Source organism: Aestuariibaculum scopimerae (genome assembly GCF_059428085.1).
In genome coordinates this window covers 3373761-3387954 of sequence record NZ_CM182089.1, presented here as the reverse complement: position 1 = coordinate 3387954, position 14194 = coordinate 3373761, and the positions used below count along the sequence as shown (strand labels likewise).

14 protein-coding genes are annotated in these 14194 nt (G+C 35.5%); 3 read left to right on the top strand and 11 right to left on the bottom strand.

Features of this window, described 5'->3' with window-relative positions; genetic code table 11:
- Positions 1 to 70 precede the first annotated feature (70 nt).
- Positions 71 to 484, top strand: coding sequence for a hypothetical protein (locus AC5SR4_RS14700; RefSeq protein WP_495357033.1), 414 nt, complete (start codon positions 71 to 73; stop codon positions 482 to 484).
- Here AC5SR4_RS14700 and AC5SR4_RS14695 read toward each other — a convergent pair.
- The 10 genes from AC5SR4_RS14695 to AC5SR4_RS14650 all read right to left on the bottom strand — a co-directional run bounded on the left by AC5SR4_RS14695 (position 481) and on the right by AC5SR4_RS14650 (position 11159).
- A complete protein-coding gene (locus tag AC5SR4_RS14695; RefSeq protein ID WP_495357032.1) occupies positions 481 to 1386 on the bottom strand; it encodes a ribonuclease Z in 906 nt (301 codons plus the stop codon). The two genes, AC5SR4_RS14700 and AC5SR4_RS14695, sit on opposite strands and share 4 nt — an antisense overlap.
- A 1-nt stretch (position 1387) precedes the next feature.
- A complete protein-coding gene (locus AC5SR4_RS14690; protein ID WP_495357031.1) occupies positions 1388 to 1858 on the bottom strand; it encodes a DUF3291 domain-containing protein in 471 nt (156 codons plus the stop codon).
- Between the two features lies 1 nt (position 1859).
- Positions 1860 to 2192, bottom strand: a complete 333-nt coding sequence (locus tag AC5SR4_RS14685; protein ID WP_495357030.1) for a ribonuclease Z — start codon at positions 2190 to 2192, stop codon at positions 1860 to 1862.
- A gap of 3 nt (positions 2193 to 2195) precedes the next feature.
- Positions 2196 to 3125 (bottom strand): aspartate carbamoyltransferase catalytic subunit, encoded by a 930-nt coding sequence (locus tag AC5SR4_RS14680; RefSeq protein ID WP_495357029.1) that lies wholly within the window; start codon positions 3123 to 3125, stop codon positions 2196 to 2198.
- A 69-nt stretch (positions 3126 to 3194) separates the two neighbouring features.
- Positions 3195 to 3734 (bottom strand): bifunctional pyr operon transcriptional regulator/uracil phosphoribosyltransferase PyrR, encoded by a 540-nt coding sequence (gene pyrR, locus AC5SR4_RS14675; protein WP_495357028.1) that lies wholly within the window; start codon positions 3732 to 3734, stop codon positions 3195 to 3197.
- Positions 3735 to 3880: 146 nt separating this feature from the next.
- Positions 3881 to 5746 carry a 30S ribosomal protein S1 gene (gene rpsA / locus AC5SR4_RS14670; RefSeq protein WP_495357027.1) on the bottom strand — a complete coding sequence of 622 codons (1866 nt, stop codon included), beginning with the start codon at positions 5744 to 5746 and terminating at the stop codon, positions 3881 to 3883.
- A gap of 240 nt (positions 5747 to 5986) precedes the next feature.
- Positions 5987 to 6676, bottom strand: a complete 690-nt coding sequence (cmk, locus tag AC5SR4_RS14665) for a (d)CMP kinase (protein WP_495357026.1) — start codon at positions 6674 to 6676, stop codon at positions 5987 to 5989.
- A 63-nt stretch (positions 6677 to 6739) separates the two neighbouring features.
- The gene (porQ, locus tag AC5SR4_RS14660; protein WP_495357025.1) at positions 6740 to 7756 is read right to left on the bottom strand and encodes a type IX secretion system protein PorQ; all 1017 of its coding nucleotides are present in this window, start codon (positions 7754 to 7756) and stop codon (positions 6740 to 6742) included.
- Positions 7757 to 7860: 104 nt separating this feature from the next.
- The gene (gene lon, locus AC5SR4_RS14655; protein ID WP_495357024.1) at positions 7861 to 10311 is read right to left on the bottom strand and encodes an endopeptidase La; all 2451 of its coding nucleotides are present in this window, start codon (positions 10309 to 10311) and stop codon (positions 7861 to 7863) included.
- Between the two features lie 215 nt (positions 10312 to 10526).
- Positions 10527 to 11159 carry a rhomboid family intramembrane serine protease gene (locus AC5SR4_RS14650; protein ID WP_495357023.1) on the bottom strand — a complete coding sequence of 211 codons (633 nt, stop codon included), beginning with the start codon at positions 11157 to 11159 and terminating at the stop codon, positions 10527 to 10529.
- A gap of 62 nt (positions 11160 to 11221) precedes the next feature.
- On the opposite strand from AC5SR4_RS14650, the gene AC5SR4_RS14645 reads away from it, so the two are divergent.
- The gene (locus tag AC5SR4_RS14645; RefSeq protein WP_495357022.1) at positions 11222 to 12103 is read left to right on the top strand and encodes a lysophospholipid acyltransferase family protein; all 882 of its coding nucleotides are present in this window, start codon (positions 11222 to 11224) and stop codon (positions 12101 to 12103) included.
- Here AC5SR4_RS14645 and glmM read toward each other — a convergent pair.
- On the bottom strand, positions 12100 to 13488 hold the full coding sequence (gene glmM / locus AC5SR4_RS14640) for a phosphoglucosamine mutase (RefSeq protein ID WP_495357021.1): 1389 nt from the start codon (positions 13486 to 13488) through the stop codon (positions 12100 to 12102). The two genes, AC5SR4_RS14645 and glmM, sit on opposite strands and share 4 nt — an antisense overlap.
- An 80-nt stretch (positions 13489 to 13568) precedes the next feature.
- On the opposite strand from glmM, the gene AC5SR4_RS14635 reads away from it, so the two are divergent.
- Entirely contained in the window at positions 13569 to 14183 is a 615-nt protein-coding gene (locus AC5SR4_RS14635) for an acyl carrier protein phosphodiesterase (protein WP_495357020.1), read from the top strand.
- Positions 14184 to 14194: the final 11 nt, after the last annotated feature.

Here is a 14194-nt window from a genome sequence, read left to right as displayed (position 1 = left end):
AAAATAACAACAATTTATGATTATTTTATTAAAAAATATACTACTTTTGCAAACCCTAAAAAAATGACCCATGACATTCGAGGAGTCTACATATTACAAAATACATAAGTCTTACCACATTAAGATGGATTTTGGTGATTTTTACTTATGTGATCGCTTCTTTATTTCTGAAATACATGAAGGCATACATTTTGATTGGAACATGATTGAAATGATCATGCAAGAGGTAGTGGCATTTTATGGAAAGGATGCTAAGGTAGGATATATATCCAACAGAGTTAACTCCTACTCTCTTGATCCGCATACATGGAAACAGGTACATGATAACTATAATGTTATTGTTGCTAGTGCTTTAGTTATTTACAGTAATATGGCTTACCTGAACGCTACACTTGAAAAACGGTTTTCTTCTAAAAGTATTAAACGCTGTGAGTCTTTGGACGAGGCCATGACTTGGATATTAAAGCTAAGGGAGTTGAATTAAAATTGGAAGGTTTTTCCATCTTCGCATAGCTCTACGTTCTTAAAAACCTCTTGTGCTTCTTCTTTAAAGGCTTTTAAACCATCATATCTGGTTGAATAATGTCCAAGTAATAATACGTCTACGTTGGCATGTTTAGCAATGTTGGCCGCTTCTTTCGCAGTAGAATGTTTTGTTTTAGCAGCTAGATGGGCATGTTTTTCCAAGAAAGTAGATTCGTGGTACAGCACATCTACATGTTTTATAAGCGGAACAATATCTGTTTTATACATAGTATCACTACAAAATGCATAACTTTTTGGTTTTGGTCCTGGTTTGGTAACCGCTTCATTTTTAATGAGTTTACCATTTTCATTTACCACATCAAACCCTTGTGCTAATTTCCGGTAGTAAGCAATATCTATATTGGCCGCTTTTACCTTATTAATTTCCAGCTTGCGATTTCCTTCTTTTTCTTTAAAAAGAAAGCCATTGGTATATATACGATGATTTAATGGAATGGTATGCACTTCAACAGATTCATCTTCAAAAATCAATTCAGATGCAGTTGATTCCAGTTCATGGAAAATTAAATTGTAATTGGTCCATGAATCGGCCAATTTCATTTGGAGTGTAATAACTTCTTTAATGCCTTTAGGTCCATAAATGTGTAAATCAGCTTCTCTAGTTAGTAGTCTAAATGTAGATATAAGTCCTACTAAGCCAAAAAAGTGATCGCCATGTAAATGCGAGATAAAGACATGCTTAATACGATTGAATTTAATTTTGTGCTTTCGTAATTGTACTTGGGTTCCTTCACCACAGTCAATTAAAAACATATGATTGTTTATTTCCAATACTTGGGATGTAGTATTGGTTAAAGCTCTTGGTGTAGCACTAAAACAGCCTAAAATTGTGAGCTTCATTTTATTCTTGGGGTTTATAGTTTAATGCATCATTAGGTGTATAGCTACTTTTAAAAGTAAAGGCGTAGGGCGTTTCTCCAAATTTGTGTAAATAATCCAATCTGGTTTTGGCTTCTTGTAAACTGGGCTTATGCCCTACTGGCACATACCAAAAAACCATGTGCATCATTTTTAATTTGCTAAACCATTCTTTGCGGCGTTTAAAAACTTCAATATGTAATGAATTGTAGGTATAATTAAAAAGTGATTTTAAATCTTTCCAAACGGACATATTAATGAGTAAGGCATCCTCTTTAAAAATGGATTTCCCTAAATCTTTGTCTTCATCTTTCATACGCCAAACAAATCCTTCACTACGATCTGCAACTTCATTGATCCTGTCTAGATTATCTACAAAATCTTTCATTATTGGATCGTCCATTGGCGCCAACATTCTAGCAATATTTACTTGTGCTAAATGAAATTCTTGCATATTAAATTCCTAAATCACGTTCCATTTCTTCCATTTCAATAATATCATAGGCTTCTTGAAGTGTTGGTACCACTACAATCTCATCAGGTACCTCGTCTAAATCAATTTTATTGGTAACGATAACAAAAGATTGTTTTGAACTTCTATGTGTGTTTGATACCTGAAGAAATTCTACAATATCACTAACATGTAATGTTTTTAATGTGGTTAGGACCACTATGATATTGTTATTTTTGAATTTTGGATATAATGCTTGTAATTTTTTAACCAGCTCTACTATAGTGGCTTTTTCCTGTGTAATGATAGATATATTACCGTCTTGATCTAAAATCATGATTTATTGTTTAATTTTTGAGGCCAGTAGATAAATGACTGCCATTCTTATAGCTACCCCATTTTGTACTTGATCTAAAATGATGGACTGCTTTGAATCTGCCACATCACTTGTAATCTCAACGCCTCTATTGATAGGTCCTGGGTGCATTATGGTTATGTCTTTATCTAAAGAATCTAGTAGTTCTTTATTAACACCAAACTGTTGGGTATATTCTCTTGTGGATGGAAAATAATTAATATCCATACGCTCATTCTGCACACGCAACATGTTTGCTACATCACACCATTTTAAAGCATTAAGTAAGTTTGTTTCAACTTTAACTCCAAGTTTATCTATATACTTTGGAAGCAATGTTTTTGGTCCGCATACCATTACTTCGGCACCTTGTAGTTGTAGTGCAAAGATGTTAGAGAGTGCTACCCTGCTATGTAAAATATCACCAACAATCACTACTTTTTTTCCACTTACATCACCTAGCTTTTCTCTTATAGAATACGAGTCTAACAACGCTTGTGTAGGGTGTTCATGTGCACCATCACCTGCATTAATAATACTGGCCTTTACGTGTTTCGATAAAAATACACCCGCCCCAGGATTGGGATGTCTCATAACAACCATATCAACTTTCATAGACAGGATATTATTAACCGTATCTATTAAAGTTTCACCTTTTTTTACTGAGGATTGTGATGATGAAAAGTTAAGTACATCTGCCGATAGACGCTTCTCCGCTAGTTCAAAAGACAATTTGGTTCTAGTTGAATTTTCAAAAAACAGATTGGCAATGGTAATATCTCTTAGCGAAGGGACTTTTTTAATGGGTCTGTTAATCACTTCTTTAAAATGGTCGGCAGTTTCAAAAATAAGTTGAATATCTTGTTCATTTAGATATTTGATTCCTAATAAGTGGTTGACACTTAATTCGCTCATTCTCTTAGGTTAAAAGTTAAAAGTTAAAAGTTGCTCCTAAAAAGTTCAATCTTTTAATTTTTCAATTGATTATTTTTCTATTAAGTAAACAGCGTCTTCATTATCGTTCTCTTTCCAGTTTACTTTTACTTTTTCGCTGTTTATAACATCTACCTGCCTGCCTCTATATGTGGGCTGTATGGGCAAATGCCTACTAAATCGCCTATCAATAAGCGTTAGTAATTCTATTTCATTGGGTCTGCCAAAAGATTGTATGGCTGTTAGAGCAGCCCTAATACTTCTGCCTGTATATAACACATCGTCTATAAAAACGATGTTTTTTTCTTCAACTAAAAAGTTGATTTTAGTGGTGTTAGCCTCTAAGGTTTTTTCACCTCTACGAAAATCGTCTCTAAAAAAGGTAATGTCTAAATGCCCCAATTGTACATTCTTAACCTTATAGTCGTCCTTTAGTATTTTAGCCAGTCTATCTGCTAAAAACACACCTCGTGGTTGCAGCCCTATTAATACAGTATTTGAAAAGTCGTTGTGTTTTTCAATAAGTTGACAAGCCAATCGATGAAGAATGATGTTTACCTCTTTTGCGTTAAGTAAAACTTTTTGACTCATATACTATCCAAACGTATTTGGTATACAAAGGTAATGCAAAATTTTAAAACTTATTGTTTTTTTAAATTGGTTTCATAAAAAAAGCCTTCAAAGAAATTGAAGGCTTTAATATTATAAATGAATTGCCATTTAAAAGCATATAACAATTATTTTTTTGCTTTGCTTTTTGCTGGCTTTCCGTCCATTTTATCTTTAAGAGCTTGTAACGCTTCATTGGCATCACCTAAGGTTGGTTTTGCTTCTGCAGCTTGATCGGCTACTTTTTTAGCAGCTGCTTTTACGTTTGCAATTTCCTCTGCCTTAAAAATAGCAGTATGGGATGCTACAACACGTTTGAACTCTTTATTAAACTCAATGATTTTGAACTTGGCATTTTCTCCTTTTTTAAGTTTGTTACCGTCTTCTTTTTCAAGATGACGTGATGGTATAAATGCTACAACATCCTCATTGAACGCTACAGTTGCGCCTTTATCAACAATCTCAGAGATTTCGCCTTCATGAACAGTCTCTAATGCAAACTCTGTTTCGTAAGTGTCCCATGGGTTTTCTGTAGTTTGCTTATGTCCTAAACTAAGTTTACGACCTTCTACATCCAATTCTAAAACAATCACTTCTAGTTTGTCGCCAGCTGAACAGAATTCACTTGGGTGCTTAATTTTCTTAGTCCAAGATAAATCTGAAATGTAAATCAAGCCATCGATACCTTCTTCTAATTCAACGAATACACCAAAGTTTGTAAAGTTGCGTACAATACCAGTATGCTTAGAACCTAATGGGTATTTCTCAGTAATGTCAGTCCAAGGATCAGCAGTTAATTGTTTGATACCTAAAGACATTTTGCGTTCTTCTCTATCTAAAGTTAAGATAACTGCCTCAACCTCGTCTCCTACAGATACAAAATCTTGTGCAGAGCGTAGATGTGTTGACCAAGACATTTCTGATACGTGAATTAGCCCTTCTACACCATCGGCTACTTCAATAAACGCACCGTAATCTGCTATAACAACAACTTTACCTTTTACTTTATCTCCAACTTGTACTTCATCAGCCAATGCTTCCCATGGGTGCTTGCTCAATTGTTTTAATCCTAATTGGATTCTTGATTTGTTTTCATCAAAATCAAGGATTACTACATTAAGCTTTTGGTCTAACTCAACAATTTCGTTTGGATGGTTTATTCTAGACCAAGAAAGGTCTGTAATATGGATTAAACCATCTACACCACCAAGATCGATAAACACACCATAAGATGTAATGTTTTTTACGATACCTTCTAATACTTGACCTTTTTCTAATTGACCAATAATTTCTTTTTTCTGTACTTCAATATCAGCTTCAATTAACGCTTTATGAGATACTACTACGTTTTTAAATTCGTGGTTGATTTTCACAACTTTGAACTCCATAGTTTTATTTACATATTGATCATAATCTCTAATAGGTTTCACATCAATTTGAGAACCTGGTAAGAATGCCTCGATGCCAAAAACATCTACAATCATACCACCTTTAGTTCTACACTTAACAAAACCGTTAACAATTTCTCCAGTTTCATTAGCTTTGATAACACGATCCCATGCTTTGATAACACGTGCTTTTCTGTGAGACAATACTAATTGTCCTGTAGCATCTTCACGTACATCAATCAATACTTCTACTTTATCGCCAACTTTTAAGTTTGGATTGTAACGAAATTCGTTTAGAGATATAACACCTTCTGATTTTGCGTTGATGTCAATGATAGCATCTCTATCAGAAATGTGTACAACAGTGCCTTCTACAACTTCATCATCTAAGGTGTCAACGAAATTTTCTTCTACTAATTTTTCAAATTCTTGCAATTGTTTTTCATCAACTTCATCAATACCTTCTTGGTAATTGTGCCAGTTAAAGTCTTTTAAGAATTTTTCGGGGTTTGCTTTAGCCTCAGATACTTCTGGTGCTTGTTGCGTTTCTACAGCTTCTGTTGTTGCCTCAACTACTTCAGCTTGTTTTTCTTTTTCTTCAGCCATGTGCTGATTAAAATTTTGTATCCTGTATGTTCCGGAAGATTGATGCGATAACACACAGAAGTGTTATAAATAATTGATTGTCATTCCTTTTATCTTTCCGTATATCGCTAAAAGGAGTGCAAAAATACATAATTTGTATATATCTACCTAATTTTTAGGTTATTTAGATGTTTAGAAGATTAGGCTTTGTCATTATAAGTGGACTTAGTGTCATTCAGTGTGTAGCGAAGAATCTTAATTTTAGCTATCCATGACCTTATGAACCAATTTTAGAATGGTATCAAACTGCTCTTGTAAGCTCATGTTAGAGTTATCAATTTCTATAGCATCGGTTGCTTTAACCAATGGTGAATCCTTTCTATGAGAATCAATATAATCACGCTCTTGAACATTGTTTAGAACATCTTCATAGTTTACATCTTCCCCTCTATCTAAAAGTTCCTTATAGCGTCGTTTAGCTCTTGTTTCTGCCGATGCGGTCATGAATAGTTTAAGTTCTGCATCAGGAAATACCACAGTACCAATATCACGGCCATCCATAACAACGCCTTTATCCTTGCCCATATTTTTTTGTTGCTTGACCAATTGATGACGCACCTCTGGTACTGCAGCAATTTTACTAACAAATCCAGAAACTTCCAGGGTGCGTATTTGCTGTTCTATATTAACATGGTTTAGATATACTTCAGCAAACCCTAATTGCTCATTAAACTTAAAACTAATTTGGATGTCATTTAAACGGGATATTAACCCCTCTACATCAAAATGCTGTGCATCTACCAATCCTTTTTGCATGGCATAATAGGTAATGGCTCTATACATAGCACCGGAATCTACATAAACATAGCCTAAATGCTTTGCTAGCTGTTTTGCAACTGTACTTTTTCCTGTTGAAGAAAACCCATCTATGGCTATGGTTATTTTTGGCATAAGAATAGCTTAAGCTTAAAAGCTGTAAAGTTATAAAGTTTTAAAGTTTTGTTGTGAAAAAGTTTACCTTAAATCTATCTGCAGGCCAAAAAAGTTAGAATTGGCCGCACTAGTATATTTGGCGTGCGTATAACTAAAGCGCATTTTATTCATCTTTATTGAAAAACCAGCTGATAATCCTGAAAAATTACGCTGATCTACAATTCTAAGCTCTTCGGCTCTTCGAAAGTTATAACCCAATCTAATATTAAATCCACCTTCGGGAAAAATTTCGGCCCCAAAAATGGTATGGCGTATTACCTGGCCCAAAAAACCTATTTTCTCTTCGGATTGATTACCACCTAAATCACTTACAACCCTTGCTGGGTTTGGCCTGGCTATGGGCCAATCCTGTAAATTCTCAAAGGTGACATGCCAACGTATAGGGACATTCTCTAAACGTTGTGACATACCAAAGGCAACTTCAAAAGGTAATTTTTCGTTAAGCCCGGCATAGGTTGTTATTTGCGTTCCAAAATTCCGTATTACCAAAGCAGCATTAAAATTTATGGGAGTGTTTATATATAGCAAACCCATATCTACCGCAGCACCAAAGGAATTATATTGTTCTAATTTAGAAGTTATAAGCTTTATATTACCTCCAAAATAAAAATCTGAATAGCCAATTTGCAAAGCATACCCTAAAGATAAAGCGGCTTCGTTACCTGTAAAAGATCCTGTGGAATTACCGTTTTCATCATAACCATCAAATGAGCCATAGTTAACATATGTAATACCTGCATGAAATGTTTGTGTGTGTCTATCAAAAGTATAGGCATAGGCAGCAGTGCCGTAGCTAATGCCTCCTAAATAACTGGTATAGTTTAGGGCAAGCTGGTTATCCATATCTTCATTAATAGTTGCCGGATTAAAAAGACCCTGTGCAACATCGTAATCCACATTAGTGAATACTTTGCCTCCAAGCGCTGCTTGGCGTGGTGATGCTATTAAGTTTAAGAATTGATAGGTAGATTCACCACCAACCTGGGCATTGGCAAACGTACTGAGGAGCAAACTAAACGCAATGATTTTCTTTAGCATATTACGATACAAAGTAAGTAAATCTATCTTAAAACGATAGCATGTATCATTTATTTTAAATTAATAAAGCCCCGAATATATATCGGAGCTTTATAATTAGGCTATTAAAGCTTTTTTGCACCACTTACCTTTTGATTGGTCAGAGCTACTTTTATCACATCGCCCATATCGGTTACATAATGAAATTTTAATCCTTTTAAGTACTCAGGCTTTATTTCTTCAATATCACGACGGTTTTCTTCGCAAAGTAAAATTTCCTTAATTCTGGCACGCTTAGCTGCTAATATCTTTTCTTTTATACCGCCTACTGGTAACACCTTACCACGAAGCGTAATCTCACCGGTCATAGCTAAACTTTTCTTTACTTTTCGCTGTGTAAACAACGATACTAATGAGGTTAACATAGTCACGCCAGCACTTGGACCGTCTTTTGGTGTAGCTCCTTCTGGCACGTGAATGTGTACATTATACTTGTCAAAAACCTCTGGATTAATACCATAGGCATCGGCATTGGATTTTATATATTCCATAGCGATGGTAGCCGATTCTCGCATGACTTTACCTAGGTTTCCTGTAATAGTCATATTGCCTTTGCCTTTGGATAAAATAGATTCTATAAATAAAATGTCACCACCAACGCTGGTCCATGCCAATCCGGTAACCACTCCAGCTACATTGTTGTTTTCGTATTTATCACGTTCCAATTTAGGGCCGCCCAGCACTTCTATAATATCTTCGTTGGTGACTTTTATATTGTAGTCTTCCTCCATCGCAATATTTTTGGCCGCATAGCGTACCATTTTAGCAATTTGCTTTTCTAAGCCACGTACACCAGATTCTCTAGTATAGCCTTCTACTATCTTTTCCAGTTGTGGTTTCCCAATTTTAAGGTGCTTTTCACTTAAACCATGTTCTTTCAATTGCTTTGGCAATAAATGACGCTTGGCAATTTCAACTTTTTCCTCGATGGTATAACCCGTTACATTAATTATTTCCATTCTATCCCGTAATGCAGGTTGTATAGTTGCCAAACTGTTTGAGGTAGCAATAAACATAACTTTAGAGAGGTCATACCCCATTTCCAAAAAGTTATCGTAAAACTCACTGTTCTGTTCAGGGTCCAGTACCTCTAGCATGGCTGAGGAAGGGTCTCCTTGATGGGAATTAGAAAGTTTGTCAATTTCATCTAAAACAAAGACAGGATTAGAGGTACCAGCCTTTTTTAAACTTTGGATGATACGTCCAGGCATGGCACCTATATAGGTTTTTCTATGACCGCGTATTTCTGCTTCATCACGTAAGCCTCCTAAAGAAATGCGTACATACTCCCTACCCAATGCCTCGGCTATAGATTTTCCCAAGGATGTTTTACCAACTCCTGGAGGACCGTATAAACATAAGATGGGCGACTTCATATCGTTACGCAATTTTAATACGGCTAAATATTCAATAATACGTCGTTTAACATCCTCCAATCCAAAATGATCCCGATCCAGTATACGTTTGGCTCGTTTTAAATCGAATTTATCTTTACTGAACTCGTTCCATGGTAAATCCAGAAATAGCTCTAAGTAATTACGCTGTATGGAGTATTCTGCAACTTGAGGATTCATACGTTGCATTTTAGAAAGCTCTTTTTCAAAATGCTTAGCTACTTTTTCGTCCCAAAGCTTTTCTTCAGCACGTTTTTGCATTTCCTCAATCTCTTCATCATGGCTAACACCTCCTAACTCTTCTTGAATGGTCTTCATTTGCTGATGTAGGAAATACTCTCGCTGTTGTTGACTCATATCCATTTGCACCTTCGACTGAATATCATTCTTCAATTCCAGTTTCTGGTACTCAATATTCATATATTTAAGTGTTGCCATCGCACGCTTCTTAAGATCATTAATCTCTAAAAGCGCTTGCTTCTCAGCTACTGAAAGATTCATGTTAGAGGATACGAAGTTGATTAAAAAAGAGTTGCTTTCTATATTTTTTATGGCAAAGGAAGCCTCGCTAGGAATATTGGGGCTTTCCTTAATAATATTGAGCGCTAGGTCTTTAATAGATTCTATTATAGCCGAAAACTCTTTATTTTTAATAGCTGGTTTTGCTTCGGGTATTTCCCTAACCGTAGCATTCATATATGGCTCTTCGGTAATCACCTCGGCTACCTTAAAGCGTTTTTTGCCTTGAATAATGACTGTTACATTGCCATCGGGCATTTTAAGTACACGCAATATTCTCGCTACCGTACCAATTTCATGGATTTCTTTGGCTGTTGGGTTTTCTACAGACTCATCTTTTTGAGCCACCACACCAATAACTTTAGCTCCTTTATTGGCATCGTTGATTAATTTTATGGATTTATCGCGACCTGCCGTAATGGGAATTACAACTCCAGGAAACAATACGGTGTTTCTTAAAGAAAGAATGGGCAAGGTTTCTGGCAAACCCTCATTATTGATTTCTTCTTCATCTTCAGGTGTCATCAGTGGAATTAATTCTGAGTTTTCATCAAAATCTTGTAATGACAAACTGTCAAGGCTTATAAAATTGGATTTCTTCATATATATTTTTTAAGTCAATCTGTCACAAAAACAAACTGTTCTTTAACTTTTTTATAATTACATAAATAAATAACCGCCATGAATACCAGTGGTTTCGCAACACATTAGTCTATTTATGCGTAACAATAAGTCAATACTTATGCCACTTTTCAATTGAAAATTGGTAATGAATAAATAACAATTAGGGCTTTCAGCTTTTTCAGGTATCCTTTGTGTTATATTTTTCCAAGTTTCTTCAAAATAAATAGGACAAGAATTGGTATTGCCAATAAACCTATCATAAGTAAATCCGTTTGAAAAAGCCAAGGAGCTAAAATCAAAGTTATGGCATACCCTCCTATCGCACCTCCAAAATGAGCATCGTGCCCAATGTTACCTATACGCTTCTTCATTCCGTAAATGGAGTATAATAAATATCCTATTCCAAACAAGTATCCGGGTATAAAATTAATACGCATTTGGGGCTCAAATAAAATAGCTGAATACAATATGCCCATTACAGCTCCACTAGCTCCTACGGCACTGTAATGGTACTCGTCTTTGTGAAAATACAGTGATAATAAATTCCCAAAAAACAAACTCCCTATATATATAAACAAAAAACGAACAGTACCAACATAGGCTATTACGGTGCCTGCAAAAAAGTACAGAGTTAGCATGTTAAACAATAAATGCTGTGTGTCTGCATGCAAAAAACCCGAACTGAACAAGCGTATTTTTTCACCACGTTGCACACCTCCTATATGAAATTTGTAGGTATCAAAAAAAGCATAATCATTAAATCCTTTATAAGAGATAATAACATTGGCTGCTATAATTATAATGGTAATTAAATCTAAATTGCCCATATGGTATAAACGTTTAATTTCAAATTAGTATATCTTTGCGCCTACAAATCTAAAATTAATTCATGCAATTTCTAGCATATATTATTGTTTATCCACTTTTATGGGTAATTTCTATCTTGCCATTTAGGATTCTTTACCTTGTTTCAAATGGTTTATATGTTTTGTTATACCATATTATTGGTTATAGAAAAAAGGTTGTGTTAACTAATTTAAGATTGGTGTTTCCTAACAAAACTGATGCTGAAATTAACGGCATAATTAAAACATTCTACAAGCATTTATGTGATATGTTTTTAGAAATGACCAAAACCTTAACCATTTCTAAAAAAGAACTTAAAAAACGTTTTAAGATTGTTAATCCTGAAGAATTCAAGCGATTAGAATCCCTAAACAAAAGTATTCTTTTAATGTTTGGGCACTATGCTAGTTGGGAGTGGGCTATTGAAGTTCAAAACCATATAAACTTTAAAGGTTATGCTGTTTATAAGCGTTTGGCAAATCCTTATTTTGATAAATTGGTAAGGAATATCCGTTCTAAATTTAACACAACATTGATAAGTACCAAGGAAACTATAACCACAATTACCGATAACGAAGCTCATGGAGTAAAAAGCATTACAGCTTTTTTAAGCGATCAATCCCCTAGGCTTACCAATGATGTTTATTGGGGTAAATTTATGGGGATTGAAGTGCCCTGCTTTACTGGAGCCGAGCGTTTGGCAAAAAAGTTAGATCTATCGATTTCCTATTTAAAAATTAGCAAAGTAAAACGAGGCCATTACGAAGCTGAAATTATCACATTGGCAGAAAATCCCAAAAGCTATATAGATTATGAATTAACCGACCTGTTTCTGCGTGAGGTTGAGAACCAAATCAAGGAAGCTCCTGAGTATTATTTCTGGACGCACAAACGCTGGAAACATGCTAATAAAAAGCCTAGTTAATTTTTAGCAATTTCACTAATTTCCTTAATAAATCTATCAGCCAAAGCATCAGCCGTTTCTTGCGATTTGGCTTCAGTGTAAATTCTAATAATCGGTTCTGTATTGCTTTTACGCAAATGCACCCAGCTTTCAGAAAAATCTATCTTCACGCCATCAATGGTAGTCAGTTGTTCGTTTTGGTATTGTTGTTCCATGGTTTTTAGAATGGCATCAACATCCAACTCAGGCGTTAATTCTATTTTCTTTTTGCTCATAAAGTAGTTAGGATAGGTTTTTCTAAGTTCACTAACTTTAAGACCCTTATCAGCCAACAAGCTTAAAAAAAGTGCCACACCAACCAAAGCATCGCGCCCATAATGTGATTCTGGGTAAATAATACCGCCATTGCCCTCGCCACCTATTACTACCTTATTGGCCTTCATTAATTTAACCACATTTACTTCGCCAACAGCACTGGCTTCATAGGTGCCGCCATATTTTTCTGTAATGTCGCGCAAAGCTCTAGTAGAACTCATATTGCTAACAGTATTGCCCGGGGTTCTGCTTAACACATAATCAGCGCAAGCTACCAAGGTATACTCTTCGCCAAACATCTCGCCGTTTTCGTCTACAAAAGCCAAGCGGTCTACATCTGGATCTACTACAATACCAAAATCGGCACGTTCTTCAACTACTTTTTTGGAAAGCTCGGATAAATGTTCTTTTAATGGCTCCGGGTTGTGCGGAAAACGTCCATTAGGCTCACAATACAACTTAACAACATCTACTCCTAGCCGCTCTAATAATAGTGGAATGGCTAAACCTCCTGTAGAATTTACACCATCTACCACCACCTTAAACTTAGCTTCTTCAATAGGCTTTACAGTTACCAGAGATAAATCCAGCACCTCTATAATATGCAAATCCATGTAAGCTTTATTCTTGGTAACTTTACCAAGATTATCCACGTCGGCAAAATCCACCGAATTGCTTTCGGCAATTTCTAAGATCTTAGCTCCTGCCTCACTATCTAAAAACTCCCCACTAGCATTCAATAGTTTGAGTGCATTCCATTGCTTCGGGTTATGGCTTGCAGTCAAAATAATACCACCATCGGCATGTTCCATAGGTACGGCTACTTCAACCGTTGGTGTTGTAGATAACCCTAAATCGACCACATGGATACCCATACCAACCAATGTGTTCATAACTAAATTTTGTATCATTTGCCCAGAAATACGGGCATCTCTTCCAACAACAACTTTATAGTCTTTCTTATTGCGTTGTTGCTTGATCCAAGCCCCATAAGCTGCTGCAAATTTAACAGCATCAATGGGTGTTAAATTTTCACCTATCTGGCCACCAATGGTACCTCTAATTCCTGAAATCGATTTTATAAGCGTCATTACGTTAATTTTTGAAATTCAAAAGCAAATATACAATTACAAACTTGTATTTCTTAAAACGGAATTCGTAAATTTCACAAATGAATTATTTAGCACATATTTACCTTTCTGGTGAAAACGACCTAATTACTATTGGTAATTTTATGGCCGATGGTGTTAAAGGAAAGTCCTATAAAAAGTACCCCAAGAACATCCAAATTGGCATTTTATTGCACAGAAGTATCGATACCTTTACAGATGCCCATAAAATTGTTAGAAAAAGTACCAAACGCTTACATGAAAAGTATGGCCATTACTCGGGAGTTATTGTTGATATTCTATATGACCATTTTTTGGCAAAAAACTGGCACCAATACCATAGCACACCATTAAAAGATTATGTTGAGGCGTTTTATGATTCTCTAGAAGCCCATTACGACATACTACCTGTACGCATACAGAAAATGATGCCTTACATGATGGCCGATAATTGGTTGCTAAACTACGCTTCTATACAAGGCATAGCAAAAGTTTTGGATGGTATGAACAGACGAACCAAGAACCGTTCTGGTATGGATGAAGCTGTTAACGAACTAGAAATATTTTATTCTGAGTTTGAAACTGAATTCTCAGGCTTTTTTAGTGAACTCATCCATTTTTCTAAAATAAAACTTGAAGAACACACAAAAAACGTAGAGAAAAACGCCATTCGATAGAAGTCCGTTTT